This window comes from Alteromonas sp. ABV4_150 (genome assembly GCF_056311745.1).
In genome coordinates, this window is record NZ_CM149971.1 from 1,230,986 (window position 1) to 1,250,998 (window position 20,013).

At 45.0% G+C, this 20,013-nt stretch carries 19 protein-coding genes and 1 pseudogene; 6 read left to right on the top strand and 14 right to left on the bottom strand.

Annotated elements, in window-relative coordinates:
• Positions 1 to 221: 221 nt before the first annotated feature.
• Positions 222 to 2,412: pseudogene (locus ACYX4M_RS05360) on the top strand (M3 family metallopeptidase).
• 382 nt (positions 2,413 to 2,794) lie between these two features.
• The gene (locus tag ACYX4M_RS05365) at positions 2,795 to 4,705 is read left to right on the top strand and encodes a methyl-accepting chemotaxis protein (protein ID WP_476082188.1); all 1,911 of its coding nucleotides are present in this window, start codon (positions 2,795 to 2,797) and stop codon (positions 4,703 to 4,705) included.
• Positions 4,706 to 4,764: 59 nt separating this feature from the next.
• On the opposite strand, the gene ACYX4M_RS05370 is transcribed toward ACYX4M_RS05365, so the two are convergent.
• Entirely contained in the window at positions 4,765 to 5,352 is a 588-nt protein-coding gene (locus ACYX4M_RS05370) for a hypothetical protein (protein WP_476082189.1), read from the bottom strand.
• 194 nt (positions 5,353 to 5,546) lie between these two features.
• The gene (locus tag ACYX4M_RS05375; protein ID WP_476082190.1) at positions 5,547 to 6,386 is read right to left on the bottom strand and encodes a hypothetical protein; all 840 of its coding nucleotides are present in this window, start codon (positions 6,384 to 6,386) and stop codon (positions 5,547 to 5,549) included.
• A gap of 224 nt (positions 6,387 to 6,610) precedes the next feature.
• Between ACYX4M_RS05375 and ACYX4M_RS05380 the strand changes: the two genes are divergently transcribed.
• A complete protein-coding gene (locus tag ACYX4M_RS05380) occupies positions 6,611 to 8,419 on the top strand; it encodes a cation:proton antiporter (protein ID WP_476082191.1) in 1,809 nt (602 codons plus the stop codon).
• A 272-nt stretch (positions 8,420 to 8,691) separates the two neighbouring features.
• Here the strand turns inward: ACYX4M_RS05380 and ACYX4M_RS05385 are convergent, their stop codons facing one another.
• Positions 8,692 to 10,002 carry a 3-deoxy-D-manno-octulosonic acid transferase gene (locus ACYX4M_RS05385; RefSeq protein WP_476082192.1) on the bottom strand — a complete coding sequence of 437 codons (1,311 nt, stop codon included), beginning with the start codon at positions 10,000 to 10,002 and terminating at the stop codon, positions 8,692 to 8,694.
• Between the two features lie 129 nt (positions 10,003 to 10,131).
• Between ACYX4M_RS05385 and ACYX4M_RS05390 the strand changes: the two genes are divergently transcribed.
• Complete coding sequence (locus ACYX4M_RS05390) at positions 10,132 to 11,205, top strand: glycosyltransferase family 9 protein (protein WP_476082193.1); 1,074 nt, start codon at positions 10,132 to 10,134, stop codon at positions 11,203 to 11,205.
• Position 11,206: 1 nt separating this feature from the next.
• Positions 11,207 to 12,313, top strand: a complete 1,107-nt coding sequence (locus ACYX4M_RS05395; protein ID WP_476082194.1) for a glycosyltransferase family 4 protein — start codon at positions 11,207 to 11,209, stop codon at positions 12,311 to 12,313.
• A gap of 94 nt (positions 12,314 to 12,407) precedes the next feature.
• Here the strand turns inward: ACYX4M_RS05395 and rpsQ are convergent, their stop codons facing one another.
• Genes rpsQ through rpsJ form a run of 11 tightly spaced genes read right to left on the bottom strand, consistent with a single transcriptional unit; the run spans position 12,408 to position 17,345 of the window.
• Positions 12,408 to 12,665: a 30S ribosomal protein S17 gene (rpsQ, locus tag ACYX4M_RS05400; RefSeq protein WP_012516966.1), complete on the bottom strand. Its 258-nt coding sequence runs from the start codon at positions 12,663 to 12,665 to the stop codon at positions 12,408 to 12,410.
• Positions 12,665 to 12,856 carry a 50S ribosomal protein L29 gene (rpmC, locus tag ACYX4M_RS05405; protein ID WP_012516965.1) on the bottom strand — a complete coding sequence of 64 codons (192 nt, stop codon included), beginning with the start codon at positions 12,854 to 12,856 and terminating at the stop codon, positions 12,665 to 12,667. The genes rpsQ and rpmC overlap by 1 nt, the downstream gene beginning before the upstream one ends.
• The gene (gene rplP / locus ACYX4M_RS05410) at positions 12,856 to 13,266 is read right to left on the bottom strand and encodes a 50S ribosomal protein L16 (protein WP_012516964.1); all 411 of its coding nucleotides are present in this window, start codon (positions 13,264 to 13,266) and stop codon (positions 12,856 to 12,858) included. The genes rpmC and rplP overlap by 1 nt, the downstream gene beginning before the upstream one ends.
• Before the next feature lie 2 nt (positions 13,267 to 13,268).
• Positions 13,269 to 13,973, bottom strand: coding sequence for a 30S ribosomal protein S3 (gene rpsC, locus ACYX4M_RS05415; RefSeq protein ID WP_014947978.1), 705 nt, complete (start codon positions 13,971 to 13,973; stop codon positions 13,269 to 13,271).
• Positions 13,974 to 13,982: 9 nt separating this feature from the next.
• Positions 13,983 to 14,315: a 50S ribosomal protein L22 gene (gene rplV, locus ACYX4M_RS05420; RefSeq protein WP_012516962.1), complete on the bottom strand. Its 333-nt coding sequence runs from the start codon at positions 14,313 to 14,315 to the stop codon at positions 13,983 to 13,985.
• 11 nt (positions 14,316 to 14,326) lie between these two features.
• Positions 14,327 to 14,602, bottom strand: a complete 276-nt coding sequence (rpsS, locus tag ACYX4M_RS05425) for a 30S ribosomal protein S19 (protein WP_012516961.1) — start codon at positions 14,600 to 14,602, stop codon at positions 14,327 to 14,329.
• A gap of 15 nt (positions 14,603 to 14,617) precedes the next feature.
• Complete coding sequence (rplB, locus tag ACYX4M_RS05430; RefSeq protein ID WP_012516960.1) at positions 14,618 to 15,442, bottom strand: 50S ribosomal protein L2; 825 nt, start codon at positions 15,440 to 15,442, stop codon at positions 14,618 to 14,620.
• A 14-nt stretch (positions 15,443 to 15,456) separates the two neighbouring features.
• Positions 15,457 to 15,756, bottom strand: coding sequence for a 50S ribosomal protein L23 (gene rplW / locus ACYX4M_RS05435; protein WP_012516959.1), 300 nt, complete (start codon positions 15,754 to 15,756; stop codon positions 15,457 to 15,459).
• Positions 15,753 to 16,358 carry a 50S ribosomal protein L4 gene (gene rplD / locus ACYX4M_RS05440; protein ID WP_118490523.1) on the bottom strand — a complete coding sequence of 202 codons (606 nt, stop codon included), beginning with the start codon at positions 16,356 to 16,358 and terminating at the stop codon, positions 15,753 to 15,755. The genes rplW and rplD overlap by 4 nt, the downstream gene beginning before the upstream one ends.
• Positions 16,359 to 16,376: 18 nt before the next feature.
• Positions 16,377 to 17,015, bottom strand: coding sequence for a 50S ribosomal protein L3 (gene rplC / locus ACYX4M_RS05445; protein WP_014947975.1), 639 nt, complete (start codon positions 17,013 to 17,015; stop codon positions 16,377 to 16,379).
• Positions 17,016 to 17,033: 18 nt separating this feature from the next.
• Positions 17,034 to 17,345, bottom strand: coding sequence for a 30S ribosomal protein S10 (gene rpsJ, locus ACYX4M_RS05450; protein ID WP_010179497.1), 312 nt, complete (start codon positions 17,343 to 17,345; stop codon positions 17,034 to 17,036).
• Positions 17,346 to 17,775: 430 nt separating this feature from the next.
• Between rpsJ and ACYX4M_RS05455 the strand changes: the two genes are divergently transcribed.
• Complete coding sequence (locus ACYX4M_RS05455) at positions 17,776 to 19,992, top strand: GspE/PulE family protein (protein WP_476082195.1); 2,217 nt, start codon at positions 17,776 to 17,778, stop codon at positions 19,990 to 19,992.
• Positions 19,993 to 20,013: the final 21 nt, after the last annotated feature.

Below are 20,013 nucleotides of genomic sequence, written 5' to 3' on the forward strand. Positions count from 1 at the left end.
AGCTGCGGAAGACAGCTATTCAGAACGCGCGCAGTGTAATTTCCAACCAGCATAAAGCCAATCAAAATTTGACCAATTTCGACGAATTGCATATCAGCGCGATTTCTCTTCAAACCGCTGTGCTGCAAGGAATTACGTTAAAGAGCATTTAACTTATTTTTACATTATCTTAAAATGGTTTTTGTCATAAAACGTATAGATAAAAACAGACAGGAAAACTCATGGGTAAATTTAAATCATCACTCACCGCTATGGCGGTTGTGGTTGCACTCGGTGCATGTTCAGAACAAAAAGCACCTGAGACCACCAGCACAGATGTTCAAAATACAGCGACATCTCAACAAGCACAGTTTGATAACGTGTTGCTTCAAGAGTTTAAAGGCCCGTACGGTGGCGTGCCTGCTTTCGATAAAATGAATTTGGAAGATTTGAAGCCTGCGCTAGAAAAAGCCATGGAACTGAATCTTAAAGAGATCGAAGCCATCGCAAATAACGAAGCGCCACCAACGTTTGAGAACGTTATTGTTGAAATGGAGCGTGCAGGTGCAGAGCTTGGACGCGTATTCACCTATTACGGCATTTGGAGTTCAAACAAATCGAGCTCTGAATTCCGCGAAATTCAGGCAGAGATGTCGCCTAAGTTATCGGCTTTCTTCACGCAAATTACGCAAAACGAAAAGCTTTTTGAAAGAGTTAAAACGGTATATGAATCTGACGAGTTAGATTCACTTACGCCAGAAGAACAGCGTATAACATGGATGACTTACAATAGCTTCGCACGCAATGGTGCGACCTTAGATGGCGAAGCGAAGAAGCGCTACGCTGAAATTAACAAAGAGCTTGCTACGCTACACACTAAGTTTTCAAACAATGTACTCGCAGACGAAGAAAACTACGTTACCTATATCACTGAAGACCAGCTTGACGGTTTGCCTGCCTCGTTTGTTAAGGCAGCAAAAGCGGCAGCCGAGTCTCGCGGCGAAGAAGGTAAATATGCAATTACCAATACGCGTTCATCAATGGATCCGTTCTTAACATACTCCACCAACCGAGAGCTTCGCGAGAAAGTATGGCGTACTTACTACAACCGCGGTGACAATGCTGACGAGTTTGATAACAACGACATTATTAAACGCATCTTAACTCTTCGTGACGAGCGCGTTGAGCTATTAGGTTACGAAAACTACGCACAGTGGCGTTTAGAAGATCGTATGGCGAAGAACCCAGAAAACGCCATGGATCTGATGATGAAAGTATGGCCTGCCGCTATTGCTCGCGTTGAAGAAGAAGTGGCCGACATGCAGGCCATTGCCGATGAAGAAGGTGCAGACATCACTATTGCGCCATGGGACTACCGCTTCTATGCAGAAAAAGTGCGCCAGGCGAAGTACGACCTAGATTCAAACGAAGTAAAGCAGTACTTACAGCTTGATAAGCTTCGCGAAGCGATGTTTTACGTTGCAGGTCGCTTGTTCAACTTCAACTTCACACCTGTTGAAGAAGGCAAAGTACCCGTTTTCCACGAAGACGTGAAAGTATGGGAAGTAACTGACAAAGACAGCGGTGAGCATATCGGTCTTTGGTACCTTGACCCATTCTCACGCCAAGGTAAACGCTCTGGTGCTTGGGCAACGACGTATCGCTCTTACACTACCTTTGATGGCAAGAAAACCGTATTGTCTTCTAACAACTCGAACTTCGTAAAAGGCGCTGAAGGCGAAGCCACGCTTATTTCGTGGGATGATGCTGAAACCTACTTCCACGAATTTGGCCATGCACTTCACTTCTTAGCGTCTGATGTAGAATATCCGTCGTCGCATTCTGGCGTGCGCGATTACACTGAGTTCCAGTCTCAGTTGCTAGAGCGTTGGTTAACTACCGATGAGGTTATCAACAACTACTTGGTTCACCACGAAACAGGTGAGCCTATTCCTGTTGAGCTGGTAGAAAAAATTAAAAAGGCTTCAACCTTCAACGAAGGCTTTAAAACTACCGAGTACATGGCTTCAGCCATCATGGATCTGAAGTACCACACTACCGATCCTAGCAAGATTGACCCTGACACTTTTGAGCGTGAAGAGCTTAAGAAGCTTAGACATGCCGGAAGAAATTGTTATGCGTCACCGCTCACCTCATTTCGGCCACGTATTCTCAAGCGAAGGTTATGCAGCGGCCTATTATGGCTACATGTGGGCAGAGGTATTAACCGCTGACGCAGCAGAAGCCTTTATGGAAGCACCGGGTGGTTTCTACGATAAAGAAGTAGGCGATCGCTTAGTGAAATACCTCTTCGCCGTACGTAATGCTATGGACCCAGCCGAAGCTTACCGCAAATTCCGTGGCCGTGATGCCAAAGTAGACGCTCTAATGCGTGACCGCGGTTTCCCTATTCCTAAGGAAAATAAAGAATAAGCGAAATGGCGACAGCAGCGGGATAAGTCACGCCTGCGACTAACCAAATCCGTTTCTGAAATGCTTAGGCTCTCGTATTTGTTATAACAAATACGAGAGCCTTTTTTTTATCCCCTACATATATAATGGATAATGTTTCTATTGACCTGTTGGTCAATTATGCTTCACAATCACTATGATTTATTTATCGGCAAAAAGTATAAACTTTGCAAAGAATAGGTCGATAACTTCTCTGCGCTTTAAAAATAATAAAAGCATTAGCGTAAGAATCATAAAGTAGTACTGGCCAGCTTAGGATCCAGTATCAGACGTTGCTGTGCCTGCAATGCCACGTCACCTTTAATCTATTAATTTTCAGCATTAACTTACGTGGTCGAAAGTCATGACTTTCAGTATTAAACAAAAACTCATTATTTCTCTTATTGTGGCAGTACTTGCCGCCGCTATTCTTGTAGGTTCAATTAGCCAATGGATTGCCCGTGATCTCGTTAAAGAGAACATGGAAGAACTACAGCTTCCTTCTTTACTGAAACAGGTTGGCAACCGCGTAGACAGAGAGGCTAGCGTGATGCTTACCGTAGCACACGGCATTGCCTCTAACCCCGACATCCTCGCATGGTCATCAGCAGGCGCCGATTCGGCAGGCGAACGCCGCCTTCTTGGTTATTTAAATAATATTGTTGAGTTTAACGATTTAACCGTAGCCTCGTTCGTAGACAGAACCACCTACAAATATTGGAACCAAGATGGCTTTTTACGTGTGCTTCAAAATGACGAATTTGATGGGTGGTTTTTCGCTTACAAAAATAGTGGCGAACCTATCTCGCTAAGCTTGTACAACGAGCCCGGTCAAGGTTACCGCCTGTTTGCGAATTATCAACAAGTAAACGGCAGAGGTATGTCGGGTGTCGCTAAGTCGGTAGATGAGTTATTAGGTATTATCAATGCCGTAAAAATTGCGCAAACCGGTTTTGTCTTTCTTGTAGACGGTAACGGTACTATTATCGCTCACCCCAACACCGAGCTATTGGGCAAAGCCAAACTAGCATCAATAAGCGATTCAAATACAGCGGGGCAGCTACTTAATCGGCAGGGGTTCGCCATGGCCACCAGCGATTCAACAGGCGATACTCAACTGTTTGCCAGTACCTATGTGGAAAAAGCCGGTTGGTATGTGGTAGCACAGGTTCCTGAACACGAGCTTTACGCATCGCTAAATGCTGGCAGTCGCCAAATCATTATTTGGGCGTTGATTATAGCCGGTGCTTTCGCCTTTATCGGAATATGGCTGGCTGGCACCCTTACTAAACCACTTGAATCACTCGCTGATGTTTTCCAACAGCTTGGCAAGGGGCAAGGCGACTTGCGCTCGCGAATTCCTATGCCAGAACAAAAAGAAATTGCCCGCTTAGTAGAGGGGTTTAATAACTTTATCGACCATCTACACGGCACTATTTCTAAGGTAGCTAAAACAAGCCATGCATTAAAAGCATCTGCCGAAGATGTAGCACAGCAATCACATCAGACAGAGAGCTCCACTAAGAGTCAGCGAGATCAAACTTTGCAGGCAGCGGCGGCATTAACAGAGATGGGCAGTACGGTAAATGAAGTGGCCCAGTCTGCGACCCATGCGGCACAAAATGCGAATTTAGCAACCACAAACTCGGCTCACGGTCGTGAAATTACCCAGCGAGCGGTGCATGCGATAAACGGCTTGTCAGAGCAAATTCAAGATGTATCACGGGTTATTCAGTCCCTAGATGAACACACAGCAGCCATTGGCGGAATCCTTGACACGATAAGGGGCATTTCGGAGCAAACCAACCTACTTGCGCTTAATGCGGCTATTGAAGCAGCGCGGGCTGGCGATCATGGCCGAGGCTTCTCTGTCGTCGCGGATGAAGTTCGCACTCTAGCCCAACGAGCCGCTCAAGCGACTGATGAGATACAGGTTAAAATTGATAAGTTTCAGCAGGACTCCAAATCAGCAGTTTCGCAAATGGAGTCAAGTCGTGCTCGCACTACCGATGTGGTAACCGCAACTAATGAAATTGACAAACTGCTTCAAGATATTGCTGAAGAAATTGCTCACATTAATGATGTGAACACGCAGGTAGCGACAGCTACAGAAGAGCAAGCAACTGTGGTTGAAGATATAAACCGAAACATTAACGATATCAGCGCATCTAGTGAAGAAACATTAAATGCGACACAGATATTGGTGAATGTGAGTGACAAGCTCGATGAGCTGGCTCAAGAGCTTTCGTCAGAAGTGAGCAGGTTTAAGTTGTAGGCTTTTCTATATGCCCATTGCTGAAAGTGGCAAGGTAAAACAACCTTTTACGCCATCATTTAAAAAGTGATGGCGTACTGCACTTTAACTTGATTGTCGCGGCTTGAACGCCAAGGTAATTGAAGTGACGCACCATCGCTTTCCCACGACTCTCGCATAGCGCCGAAAGTAAGTAGATGCTTATCTTCGTTTAACGGAACTTCTACGTATAGGCCTGCTGTTGTGCTCGTTGGTAGTCTAATTGTATCGGCAACCGGGATACGCATCTCATGTTGTGGGCGCACTTTATGACTCAACCCTACACGGTAATCCCCCCTATCCCACCAGCTAACTACTTCAAATTCATGACTTCTGACACGCTGCGACAAAACACCGTAGTCAAGAAGGCCTTTGTTGTAGTGCACAATAGCTTCAATGTTAAACATAGGCGCTATTTTTTGGCTGAAAGCTAATTGATATTGCTTCTGCTTGCAGCCTTTAAATTTAATTTTATTTTTGGTGAGGGTTAAAGAGAAGGTATCATCGCTGCCTGAATATTTGTTGAGCCATTGTTGCGCTTTTTCAACAACAGAAGCATGAGCTACACCCGCCATTAAAAAACATGGACAAATGCATATTGCTAAAAATGACTGATTTAAACGTCTCATTTTTCGCTGCCTCTTGAATTGTGGTTGGCGACAAATCACTCAATAACAATTTAAGTATAGACGGGAAAGTAGTAAGTTGGGTATTAGCCATTTTACTAACAAGAGTTAAAAGATAACTTAAAAAGAATAACCACTGATAATGACAGCGGGCTTGTTCACGGCCTTAAATAAGCATAAAGGCGAGATTGCGCTTATCATCGTGTTACGTGAGCACTAGACAATGACGCATTGCGTCCTTCCGTTGCCTCTTCACTAAACCAATATGTACCTTTGTTATCCACACAAACGCCTTCAACTTGCTTGTATCGCTCTAACGGCCATATATCATGAAGCGTGTAGTCTTGCGAGATTTGCGCAATAAAGGTAGCAAAATTCCCAAAAGGATCCGACTTATACCCTGTGATAACGAACTTGCCTTGATGAAGGTCGAAATCAACACCAGTTACCACACCAGGTAGGCCTTCAATCGACGCAACGGGGTTGATGGTTTGTTCAATTTCCCCTTCGTTAATCTTGTAGATATGAGTAATACCCGTTCTCCAGCTTTTCGAGAACAGAAGCAGTTCCTTACCGTACTTCACCATGGCTTCTGAATCGAAATCGTGTGCATAAGGCATATTACTTGAGGCGTTGTTTCCCGCGTACTTTAGCGTGAAAGTAGTGATATCGTTTGCGTTAAGGCGACTTACTTTGTGAACCTCTACCTTTTCTCTATTGCCTTTGTTGTTTCCGACATCGGCTATGTAAAACGACGTGTCGTCAGCCGTTATCGCTTCCCAATCTCTATTGGTAAGCGGTAAACGCGTGCGCTCGATTATCTCACCTTGGTAGTTAACGCGGTAAATGACTGGTGCATTACCTGAGTCATTAAGCGAAAACATACCATCAGCTTCGCAAAACAAACCCGACGTTTCAGAAAGCTCTTCAGGCAACTCCACAACACTCATCACGTTTAGCGAAGCGACTGATGCAGGATATTGATTCGCGCATGCAGACGCTAACAAAAGCGTTAACAATAAAAGTGAGGGTTTCAAAAAAGAGTTCAAAAAAGTCGCTCTGAGAAGTCTTGTAGTATTTTTGATAATACCAAAGGTTTTAAAAATGAAATATGTATTTAGTGCGCTAAAAATGGCCTATTGGTCTAAACTTCAAACCCAAGCGTATATCGCTATAAGCTAATGCTTTGTCTAAAGTCGCTATATGACAAATATTTAGGCTGATGTACGATGGATAAATAACAACTCGATAAGGATTCACTTTGTCAGACCCGCTTCTTTCACTTGTTGCAGTAGGACTGCTGTCAATAACATGCCAATACTTAGCTTATAAGGTGAGGCTTCCGGCTATTTTGCCACTTTTAATAGTCGGTATTGTTGTTGGCCCGGTGTTTGGTGTGCTTAATGCGGACGACTTATTTGGCGATTTACTGTTTCCCGTCGTATCTCTTTCTGTTGCCATTATCTTATTTGAAGGCTCACTGACACTAAAATTCAGCGATATTGCAGGCCATGGCAATATGGTGAGGAATTTGTGTTCAATTGGCGTGTTAGTCACTTGGCTGGTCGCTGCAACAGCTGCTCATTACAGTCTTGACCTTTCATGGCAGCTGTCCTTTTTGTTCGGAGCAATTGTTACCGTAACTGGCCCTACCGTTATTGTTCCCATGCTCAGGACAGTGCGACCAAAAACGAATTTAGCCAATATCTTGCGCTGGGAAGGAATTGTTATAGACCCTATTGGCGCTTTGCTAGCGGTACTGGTATTCGAGTTTATCGTAGCGTCACAGGAAACAGCTATCACACACACGCTTATTGCCTTTGGCAAAACCGTTGGAATAGGCTCTGTATTGGGACTTGCCTCAGGCTATTTACTGGGCCTATCTATTCGTAAAGAATGGATCCCCCATTATCTGCTTAATACCGCTGTGTTAACCGTTATTTTAGGTGTATTTGCAGCATCAAACTACGTAGCGCATGAATCAGGCCTTTTAGCCGTGACCATCTCTGGCATGGTGTTGGCCAATATGAAAGATGTTGATGTAGAAGACATCCTAGAATTTAAAGAAACCTTGAGCGTTCTACTTATTTCAGGTTTATTCATACTACTTGCCACGCGATTGAACTTGCAGTCTGTCGTAGATGTAGGTTGGGGCTCAGTTGTTGTGCTGGCCGCTATAATGTTTGTGGCGCGGCCTCTGTCAGTATTAGCATCATCCATTGGTACTGGGCTTAAGCTTAATGAATTAGCGTTACTAAGTTGGATTGCCCCGCGAGGTATCGTTGCCGCAGCGGTTTCAGCGTTATTCTCTTTAAAGCTAGAAGAGATAGGCTATGAAGGCGCAGGCATTATAGTGCCTATCGTATTCATGGTGATTATCGCGACAGTTGTGGTACAGAGCCTTACATCACGCACCGTTGCGTCGTTACTTAAAGTACGTGCCCCTGCTCCAACTGGCTACCTCATTTTTGGTGGCAGCAAATTTAACCGCGCCTTGGCGTGTGAAATGTTGAATCAAAAATTAGACGTGACAATTGCAGATACCAACTGGGATGCCATTAGAGAAGCGCGCATGATGGATATTCCGGTGTATTTCGGTAATCCTATGTCCGATCATGCTGCGCGACATCTCGATTTAAACACCTTTGGCACTGTATTGATAATGTCGCCTTACAAACAATTGAACCCGCTTATTGCTTATCACTTTGAGTACACTATGGGTAAAGACAAAGTGTGGGCGCTAACCAACAATGAACAGTCTACGAGACCTAGTCACCAAGTTAGCGAGCAGTATGCTAAAAAGCTCACGTTATTTGATGAGGGTGTTACCTATGGCTATTTAGCGTCAGCCATTGCCCGTGAATCTGCGGTTAAAACGACCCGGCTTTCAGAAGAGTTTACCTTTGAGCAGTATACGAAGCAGTATGGTGAACGGGCTACGCCGCTTATTGCTATTGATGCCGAAGGTAAAAGCTATACCTTTATAAACGGAAACAGTATTCAGCCAAAGGCTGGCTGGCGTGTTATCAGCTTGATTGAGCCAGAGCCAGAACAAAAAGTAGATGGGTAAAAGTAAGAAAACCTCCTGCCAGCCGGCAGGAGGTCTCTCCCTGGAGAACACGTAACACAGTGCCCTTTTTTAAAGGTGCATATTTATTTGGATTTTACTGCCGTTACGCTGTCGTAGCCTTTACAGCAAAGAGTAGACCAAATTAATAAAAACCATAATTTACATAACCTTAGATCAATTTACGCGCTCTAGCTTTACTGCCACTTCTTAGAAAACCCTATTTAGGTGCATAAGGCGCACCATTTAGGGGTTCGTTTTTCAATCAAAAACAATTAGTTAACGTATTTTCGTATGCACTGAACTGTAGCTTCAAGAGCACCACTATTTTCTTCTAGTACTTTACGGCCTGATTGGCCTGCTTTTTCTCGCTCATTGGGGTCTAGAAGCCATCTATTCACAATCGCCGACATTGCTTCTCCACTCTCTACTTTTATTAGCGCGCCACACTCTTCTAAATAACTGCAGATAACCGGATTATTATAAGTGTGAGGACCCATTATTATGGGAATTGAGAAACTTGCCGGCTCCAAGGCATTATGCCCACCTTTATCAGCTATTGAGCCGCCAACGAAAGCGAAAGAAGCCACCGCATAGGCATCGTTTAATTTACCCATCTCATCGAGTAACACCACATTGGTATCATCTGGTACAGATTTCACCTGAGAACTTCGCACAAAGGGTAGTGATTTAGCTTCAATAAGTTTCGCTACTACATCGAATCGCTCGGGGTGACGCGGAACAATAATTACTTTCAAGGAAGGACTTTTTTGCCACAACTCTTTGGCCGCTTGAAGTACCGCTTCTTCTTCAAGGTCATGGGTACTCCCCGCTACTAGTATGGGGTAATCCGCTTTATTCAAACCTAAAAAAGGATGGTCCGGCGCTGTCGCTGAGGCTACTTGGTCGAACTTGATGTTGTTAGTAAGCGTAAGCTTTTTATCAGGCACACCAAGCCATGCGTAATTTGTATAGTCGCGCTGCCCTTGGGCACAAATATGGTAAAGCTTACCAAGCATAGGGTTAAACAACTTACCAATCTTTTTATAACGTCTGGCAGACCTATCGGTCATACGAGCGTTAACGACCATTACAGGTATATCTCGTTTCCAGCATGCGTGGATAAGGTTAGGCCATAACTCTACCTCGGTAATTAGCACAGCTTTGGGCTGAATTCTTTTTAGCATTCCTGCCATAGCCATATGCAGATCGTAAGGTAAGTAAAAGTGATGTACGCTGTCACCGAAGATTGCGCGTACCCGCGCAGAACCTGTTGGCGTAGTGGTGGTCACCGTAATCTGGCAATCGGGCTCGTCCGCCATGATGCGCTTAATCAAACAAGAAGCCGCAACCACCTCTCCCACAGAAACACAGTGAAATAAGTATCCGTCTTTTTTAGGCGCATGTGCGACGAACCCAAAACGTTCAAACCGCCTCCGGTTATAGTCTTTATTTCTAGTGGAACCTCTTAACATTAACTGTAAAAAGGCGAAGGGAATAATGAACACTAATACAAGCGAATATCCCCATCGGCATATATCTTCGATAAGTGTGGGTTTGTAGCCGTTACGCTCGGCAGCAAACATAAATTGTCCTTAATGGTAAACATAAACGCATACATAACCGTTAATACAATGTGCGTCATTAAAGTGTCGTCAAACTGTGATGATATTGCTAATTAGTTAGCTTCACATGAGTTTTGAAAGCCTATTCTAATGCCTAAAGACGTACAACAAATTCTTTTTATCAGGCTTAGCGCCATTGGCGATATTGTAATGGCTTCTGGCCTACCGTCTAGCATTAAGCAAAGTTATTCCCAACACGGTAAGCCTGTTGAATTAACCTGGTTAGTAGAAGCTCCCTTTGCCGAATTAGTTAGCAGTCACCCCTATGTCGACCACGTTATTGCGTGGCCTAAAAACGAATGGCGCGCTCTGTTAAAGGCTAAAAAATACTGGGCGCTTTTTAAAACTATAAAAGCATTTAGAAAACAGCTCAGAGATAAGAACTTCAAAGTGGCAATTGAAGCGCAAGGTCTGTTGAAAAGTGCTTTGCTGGCTTACATCAGTGGTGCTTCACAACGCATAGGTTTCAAAAGCAAGGAAAATAGCCAAAGATTACTCACGCTCGCGCTAGATAAACCAACATCACAACAGATTAGCAGCGAATATCGACATCTTGCTAAAACACTATTTTCACTTTGCAGCGCTGAAAACAATGATAGCTCAGGCTATGAAATGTGCATCAGATCAAGTAGCGCAGCTACGCAGTCAGCGATATCGAAAACTAGTCACTTAGGCTTAACACAACCCTTTATAGCCATCGCGCCTTTTACCACTCGCCCTCAAAAGCATTGGCCTTCTGAACACTGGCAAAGTTTAATTCACAAAGTACGCAAACACTCTAGTTTACCTATCGCTATTTTGGGAGGCCCTGGAGATACTGCAAAAGCTGAAGCCTTAACCTTTGAATGTAACGGGGTAGTTTCGCTGGCAGGAAAAATTAGCTTAGAGGAGTCTGTAAGCGTGCTATCGCTTTGCCATGCGTTTGTTGGTGTAGATACTGGTCTAACCCATTTAGCTACAAGCTATAAAAAACCAACAATTGCCATTTTTGGTTCAACGAGACCCTACACCATCACAAACAATGCAGATACCCATGTACTGTTTGAAGACATGGCGTGCGCTCCCTGTAAGCGAAAACCTACGTGCTATGGACGCTTTGACTGCATGAAGCGAGTGACACCTGAACACGTCTTTAATCAGCTTAAACCATATATAAGCCATTAGTATGAACAACAAGCATTCATTCAACATTAACGTTCTGCATATCGAGTTGGGAAGGCATTTATACGGTGGTGCGAAGCAAGTAACTTATCTTATCGATGCGCTAGATAAAGACTGTAGGTTTACCCAACTTCTTCTTTGTTCGGCGAATAGCGAAATTAGCCATTATAACTTTAACCGCTGTAACACCCTCTCTATTGACTACAAAGGCGATACCGACCTAATGGGCTTTAAGCGTTTACTTGATGCTGTAAAACGTATTAAGCCCGATGTGATTCACGTACATAGTAGACGCGGCGCTGATGTCTGGGGCGCACTGGCAGCAAAGTTCACCGGAATACCGGCGGTATGTACCCGACGTGTAGATAACACTGAAAGTAAATTCGCTCGCTTTAAATATCGAGGATACGAAGCTGTTATAAGCATATCGGAGGGCGTCCATAATGTAGTCTCAAAGCATTGCGATAAAGTGAAATACCAAGGAATTATTCACTCTGCCGTCGACCAGGAAGAATACGGACAGCCTTCTGACCAGCAGTGGTTAAGGAATAAGTTTACTATTCCACAGAACCACTTCGTTATCGCTAATTTTGCACAATATATTCCCCGCAAAGGGCAAGCCGATTTAATATTCGCTATGCGCGAACTAACCACGCAATTCAATAACCTTACTTGCCTTCTCTTTGGTAAGGGCTCTCAAGAAGAACACTATAAGTCGTTAATCGACAAGTACAACCTGCACAGTAGCGTAAAGCTGTGTGGGTTTACTAACGACGTCGCTAGCATATTGCCTAATATAGACGCGCTGGTTCACCCCGCTTACGCTGAAGGCCTTGGCGTTATACTTCTTCAAGCAGGGATAAGCAAACGTGCTGTTATATCAACACCCGTTGGCGGAATTCCGGAAATTATAAAACACAAGGAAACAGGGTTGATGGTAAGCCCTGGAGATGTCAGCGGGCTTGTGCAAGCAGTAAGCTCATTGATAGCGGAACCCGAGGAAAAAATAGCATTAGGTAAAGCACTTCACCGGCATGTGAAAACACACTTTAGCATAGAGAATATGGCAAGAGAGTATGCCGCGCTTTACCACCAGATTGTGAACGCGTAAGTGAAAGGAAGCGTGAGTGCTTTTTTGGACAGGTCAAAGAAAACAAAAAGCCGCTCGAAAGCGGCTTTTTTAAGACTTTGAAAAAAGTTAGCGATTAAACGCCAGCTTTTTCAACAACGTCAACTAGCATCCAAGATTTGTTCTTAGATAGCGGGCGACATTCACGTACTGTTACTACGTCACCTTGGTTGCACACGTTGTTTTCGTCGTGGGCGTGAAGCTTAGTAGAGCGCTTGATGAACTTCCCGTAGATAGGGTGCTTAACAAAACGTTCAACTACAACAGTGATGGTTTTGTCCATCTTGTTGCTAACCACACGACCTTGTACTGTACGAATTTTTTGCTCAGTCATTACGCATCAGCCTTTTGAGTCAGAATGGTTTTAACACGCGCGATGTTACGACGTACTTTTCTCAACTGATCAGTTTTTTCAAGCTGACCTGTTGTGTGCTGCATGCGTAGGTTGAACTGTTCGCGTAGCAGGTTAATCAACTCTGCGTTCAGCTCTTCTACGCTTTTGTCTTTCAGTTCAGTCGCTTTCATTACATCACCGTCCGAGTTACAAAGGTTGTTTTAAATGGCAGTTTAGCCGCTGCCAATTCAAACGCTTCGCGTGCAAGATTTTCAGGAACACCTTCCATCTCGTAAAGAACACGACCAGGCTGAATTTGGCATACCCAGTACTCAACGTTACCTTTACCTTTACCTTGACGCACTTCAAGAGGCTTCTCAGTAATTGGCTTGTCAGGGAAAACTCGAATCCAAATTTTACCTTGACGCTTAACGTGACGAGTCATAGCACGACGCGCTGCTTCGATTTGGCGCGCAGTCATTCGACCACGGCCAACTGCTTTAAGGCCGTAAGTACCAAAGGCAACAGTGCTACCCGCTGCGAAGCCGCGGTTGCGGCCTTTGTGCATCTTACGGAACTTCATGCGTTTTGGTTGTAACATGATTAGCCCTCTCGCTTAGCGTTGCGGCCTTTCTTCTTAGGTTGAGCAGCTGGTGCTTGCTCTTGAGTTGTAGGTAGACCACCTAGAACTTCACCTTTGAAGATCCATACTTTAACGCCGATGATACCGTAAGTAGTTGACGCTTCAGAGGTTGCGTAATCGATGTCCGCACGGAAAGTGTGCAGAGGAACGCGACCTTCACGGTACCATTCAGAACGTGCAATCTCTGCACCGCCCAAACGGCCGCTAACTTCAACTTTAATACCTTTCGCGCCTAGACGCATTGCGTTTTGAACTGCGCGCTTCATAGCACGACGGAACATAACACGACGCTCTAGCTGGCTAGAGATGCTGTCAGCTACTAGCTGGCCATCTAGCTCTGGCTTACGTACTTCAGCGATGTTGATCTGAGCTGGCACACCGGCTAGCTTAGATACGTAGTTACGCAACTTCTCTACGTCTTCACCTTTCTTACCGATTACTACGCCTGGACGAGCAGTGTGAATAGTCACACGGATGCTCTTAGCAGGACGCTCGATCACGATTTTAGAAAGTGAAGCGTTCTTTAGTTGCTTAGTCAGATACTGACGTACCTGATGATCGTTATACAGGTTGTCTGCATAGTCTGCAGTATTAGCGTACCAGGTAGAAGTCCATGGTTTGCTGATACCCAGGCGTATACCTGTAGGATGTACCTTCTGTCCCATTATCTACTCCTAGTTATCCGCTACAACCACAGTGATGTGACTGCTGCGCTTAAAGATACGATCAGCACGGCCTTTAGCACGTGGCTTGATGCGTTTCATAGTTGGACCTTCGTCAACGAAAACTTTGGCAACGACTAGCTCGTCGATGTCCGCGCCTTCGTTGTGCTCTGCGTTAGCAATCGCAGATTCCAAAACTTTCTTTACTAGCGCTGCGCTTTTCTTCGGGCTGTACGCAAGAACTTCTAAAGCTTTCTCTACGTGTAGACCGCGAATTTGATCCGCAACCAAGCGTGCCTTTTGAGCCGACGTGCGGGCAAAACGGTGTTTAGCTAATGCTTCCATCTTCCTACCCCTTAACGTTTAGCTTTCTTATCCGCGACATGGCCGCGGTAAGTACGCGTTGGCGCAAATTCGCCCAACTTGTGGCCGACCATTTCGTCACTAATAATGACAGGTACATGTTGGCGACCGTTATGGACCGCAATGGTCAACCCAATCATATCTGGGATGATCATAGAACGACGAGACCAAGTTTTGATTGGTTTACGTTCGTTCTTTTCCACTGCAGCCTCTACCTTCTTCAGCAAGTGAAGGTCAATAAAAGGACCTTTCTTGAGAGAACGTGGCATGGTGAATCCTCGCTATTACTTGTTTCGACGACGTACGATAAGCTTATCAGTACGCTTGTTGCTTCGGGTTTTCTTACCTTTGGTAGGAACACCCCAAGGAGTTACTGGGTGACGACCGCCTGATGTACGACCTTCACCACCACCGTGTGGGTGATCAACCGGGTTCATGGCAACACCACGAACGGTAGGACGAATACCACGCCAGCGTGTAGCACCAGCTTTACCTAGTGAACGAAGCATGTGTTCTGCATTACCAACTTCACCAATGGTGGCGCGGCAATCAGAAAGAACTTTACGCATTTCGCCAGAGCGTAGACGTAGGGTAACGTAGTTTCCGTCACGTGCTAGGATCTGAGCGTAAGCACCAGCAGAACGTGCGATTTGTGCACCCTTGCCAGGCTTCATTTCAATTGCGTGTACAACAGTACCTACAGGGATGTTACGCATAGGTAGCGTGTTACCAGACTTGATCGGAGCGCCCGAACCAGACTGGATTGCATCACCTGCTTTCATACCCTTTGGAGCCAGAATGTAACGACGTTCACCGTCTGCGTACAATACTAGTGCAATGTTTGCAGAACGGTTTGGATCGTATTCTAAACGCTCAACTTTGGCTGGAATGCCGTCTTTATTGCGTTTAAAGTCGATTACACGGTAGTGTTGCTTATGACCACCACCAATGTGACGAGTGGTAATACGACCATTGTTGTTACGACCGCCAGATTTGCTGTTCTTTTCAAGCAAAGGTGCGTACGGTGCACCTTTGTGCAGGTCAGGATTTACGACCTGAACAACGTGACGACGACCGGCAGAAGTTGGCTTAGCTTTCAATAATGGCATTTCTAATCCCCTTCTTACTCAGCACCACCGACAAAGTCGATGTCCTGACCTTCTTTAAGAACCACGTAGGCCTTTTTCCAGTCGCTGCGCTTACCGAAAGACATGCCGTGACGCTTGGTTTTACCCTTAACGTTCACAGTACGAACACCTTCAACTTCAACTTCAAACAGTTTTTCAACTGCAGCTTTGATTTCAGCTTTGTTCGCGTCTTTAGCTACTTTAAATACAACTGTGTTGTTCGCTTCAGCAGCCATTGTAGACTTTTCTGAAACGTGAGGTGCTACTAGCACCTTCAGTAGACGTTCTTCTTTCATGCTAACGCCTCCTCAAGTTGTTTAACCGCATCAGCAGTAATTAGCACTTTTTCAAATGCAATCAAGCTCACTGGGTCGATGCCTGCTACGTCACGTACGTCAACTTTGTACAAGTTGCGCGCCGCTAGGAACAAGTTCTCATCAACTTCTGGAGTAACGATTAGAACATCATTTAGTTCATATTCGTTAAGTGCAGAAATAAGAGCTTTAGTCTTAGGTGCGTCAACACCGAACTTCTCTACAACAACCAAACGGTCTTGACGGATTAGTTCAGACAGGATGCTCTTAAGTGCACCGCGATACATTTTCTTGTTAACTTTTTGGTCGAAGTCACGAGGCTTTGCTGCGAAAGCACGGCCACCGCCAACCCAAATTGGGCTACGGATTGTACCAGCACGTGCACGGCCAGTACCTTTTTGACGCCATGGCTTCTTACCGCCACCACGAACTTCAGCGCGAGTTTTCTGCGCTTTTGTACCCTGACGAGCGCCTGCACCGTAAGCTACAACTACCTGGTGTACCAGGGCTTCGTTGAATTCACGTCCAAAGGTCGCTTCGGATACTTCAAGAGCGCTTTGCGCGTCTTTCAATGTTAATTCCATCAGTTCACTCCCCAGACGTTACGCTTTAACAGCTGGCTTTACGATTACATCGTTGCCAGTTGCGCCAGGTACGGCACCTTTAACTAGGATAAGGCCGTTCTCTACGTCAACACGTACAACTTCCAAAGACTGAGTAGTCACTTGCTTGTTACCAAGCTGACCAGCCATTTTCTTGCCTTTGAATACTTTACCTGGTGATTGGTTTTGACCAATTGAACCAGGTGCGCGGTGTGACAAAGAGTTACCGTGTGTCATACGCTGTGAACTGAAGTTCCAGCGTTTGATAGCACCTTGGAAACCTTTACCTTTTGATGTACCAGTTACATCAATCTTTTTAGTGTCGTTAAAGATTTCAACAGTGATTTCACTGCCTACTTCAATATCGGCACCTTCGTTTTCTTCTAGGCGGAATTCTACTAGAGTGCGTCCAGCTTCAACACCAGCTTTAGCAAAGTGACCTGCTTCAGCTTTGTTGATGCGGTTAGCTTTCTTAGTTCCAGCAGTAACCTGAAGAGCGCGATAACCGTCAGTTTCCTCAGTACGAAGCTGAGTAACGCGGTTTGGGGTCGCTTCAATAACAGTCACAGGGATAGACGTACCATCTTCAGTGAAGATGCGAGTCATACCCACTTTACGACCGACTAGACCAATCGCCATTGTTATAACCCTCTCTTATTAGCCCAGGCTGATTTGAACATCAACGCCAGCAGCCAAGTCCAAACGCATCAACGCGTCAACTGTTTTATCAGTTGGCTCGATGATGTCTACCAAACGCTTGTGAGTACGGATTTCATATTGATCACGCGCGTCTTTGTTAACGTGCGGAGAAATCAGAACTGTATAGCGTTCTTTGCGAGTAGGTAGAGGAATAGGACCACTTACCTGAGCACCAGTGCGTTTCGCAGTTTCAACGATTTCAGCCGTAGACTGATCGATCAACTTGTGATCAAACGCTTTCAAACGAATGCGAATTCTTTGATTTGGCATCGATTAAGCTCCAATCGAAAGAACAAAAAAATTCACCTTTTCTCTTCCATTAATTCCGGAAAGAAAAGATGTGCGTAAACCGATGGTTCCCTATCGGAACCCTGTTCTTTTTTCTAGCACGCCAGCAACAGGCTAATCAGTAATGATAAATCCGTTACTTCGGCAACCACCCTAAAAGCAGTGAGGTTGCGGCTAAAAACTTCATACCCTAATTGGGCAGTGGGCGCGAATTATACAGAAAGCAGAGGGCAATGCAAGAGGCAGTTTGCTTTTTATACACATATTTTTACGCTATAACTGTGTATGTAACTGTCTATAAGTAGTATTGTTGCTTTTAGGGTAACGGTATATCTTGATACCCTAGCGTAAAACATGCTTGTAGCGTCCGTAGCATAAAGGAATAGGCGCCAACATTATTAGTAGTGAGAATATGGAAGTAGTAAATAACCAGCAAACATTTGCACAAATAAAGCGCATCTTAAATAACCACTCTACGTTGTTAGATGCCTACAGCCTATTAGAACCTATGATACTTGGCTTGTTTGACGCCACACGCATGAGTATTTTTCAACGCCGTCGTCAACACCAAGACCTGGTCGCCAGATTCAAAACTGGTAAAGAAACCCTAGAGATAAAAGTACCGATTAGCCCCATGTCGATTGCTGGCTACGTTGCGCTTTCTCAAAAGCCTGTTGTCATTGATGACCCTTACAACCCGACACTACTTCAAAGCATTCACCCTCGTCTTCGATTTGCCGATAAATTCGATAAAGACAATGACTTTAGAACTCAAAACATTCTTTGCGTACCAATAATGAACGCTGGGGTGTTAATGGGTGTTATTCAGATCATCAATAAGGCAAGCGGCGGGTTTACCGAAGAGGACCTCAAACGTGGGAATGCATTAGCGCTTATTCTTGGTGATAAATTCAGGTTTGAATTAGGCGGCACCAATAACCCCTTTGACCTGTTAGTTCACAAAAGCTTACTAGAAGAAACGACTCTCACCGACTTACAAGCGACCACACCAGACATTCGCGCTTTGGTGCAGCGGTTAGTATCTGAACATCGTATATCGGAAGATGAAATTGGCAACTCTCTTTCAATTCACTATCAAGTGCCGTTCATTTCTTACCTGCCGGAAAAATATCACAGATTTGAAAACGAAAGTCGCCTAAATGTTTCTTACCTTAAGCGAAACTATGTTGCAGTTATCGCCGATGCACATGATAAACCCATTGTGCTAATGGCTGAGCCAAACAATGCCGCGCTCTTAATGGAAATAGAAAGCGCTATGGGCATAGATAGCTACGAAATAGCCGTAAGCTTACCTAGTCTTATTCTTCAATATTTAGGGGAGAATAGCGGTGGCGGCGGCCCAGGTGAAATGAGCGACATCCTTGATGAAATTGGCTCATCTACCGACGAAAATGAAGATCAGATTGATGAGCTTTCAGACGATGCGCCAGCAGTTGTCCGCTTGGTAAGTCGTATATTGCACGATGCTAAACGTTTAAACGCCTCAGATATTCATATAGACCCTGAAAAGAATGCGCCTACTCGTGTTCGCATGCGCGTGGATGGCGTATGCCGCGATATGAACCAGGTACCTCACTCGCACCATAATGCTGTGATTGCGCGTATTAAGATAATGTCGAACCTTAATATCGCCGAAAAGCGCGTACCTCAGGATGGCAAGCTCGCATTTAGAATGAACGGTAAGCTCGTAGAAGTGCGTGTGGCGACCATTCCTACCGTAGCCGGTGAGGGTGTAGTAATGCGTATTTTGGCATCAGGCGGAGCGATGCCCATCGACAAGATGAATTTAGCGCCCACCAACCGTACACGGTTGGAAGAGATGATTAAAAAGCCTCACGGTATTTTACTGGTTGTAGGCCCTACAGGTTCCGGTAAAACCACTACGCTTCACGCTATATTGGGATATTTAAATACGCCTGAAAAGAAAATTTGGACGGCCGAAGACCCGGTAGAAATCACTCAACCTGGTCTGCAACAGGTTCAAGTTAGTCCCAAGATTGGCTTTAACTTTGCCGCAGCACTTCGAGCATTCTTACGTGCAGACCCAGATATTATTCTTATTGGTGAAATGCGTGATAAGGAAACCGCTCACGCTGGCATTGAAGCCTCACTAACTGGTCACTTAGTACTTTCAACGCTGCACACTAACTCAGCGCCAGAAACCATCACCCGTTTACTTGACCTAGGTCTTGATCCGGTAAACTTTTCAGACGCATGCGTAGGTATATTGGCCCAGCGACTTATAAGAACCTTGTGCGGGAACTGTAAAGAGAAGTACGTGGCTGACGAGAAAGATATGGCGTTTATCGAACGCCAATACGGTCAAGAACACTTGTCAGAACTGAACATTCAGGCCCCACTTGAACTCTACAGAGCCAAAGGCTGTGAAGAATGTGGAAATACAGGTTATAAAGGCAGAACAGGTGTGCACGAATTATTGGGGATGACACCAGAACTTCGCTCAATGGTTTATAAAGAAGCCAGCGTTTCAGAAATGAAATCACAAGCGGCAAAGGATGGTATGCGAACCCTAGTGCAAGATGCTATTTTCAAAGTATTAAAAGGCGATACTGATATAGCACAAGTCCAAATTATTGGCGGTGAGTAGATGTCTGTGCTGGGCACAAAT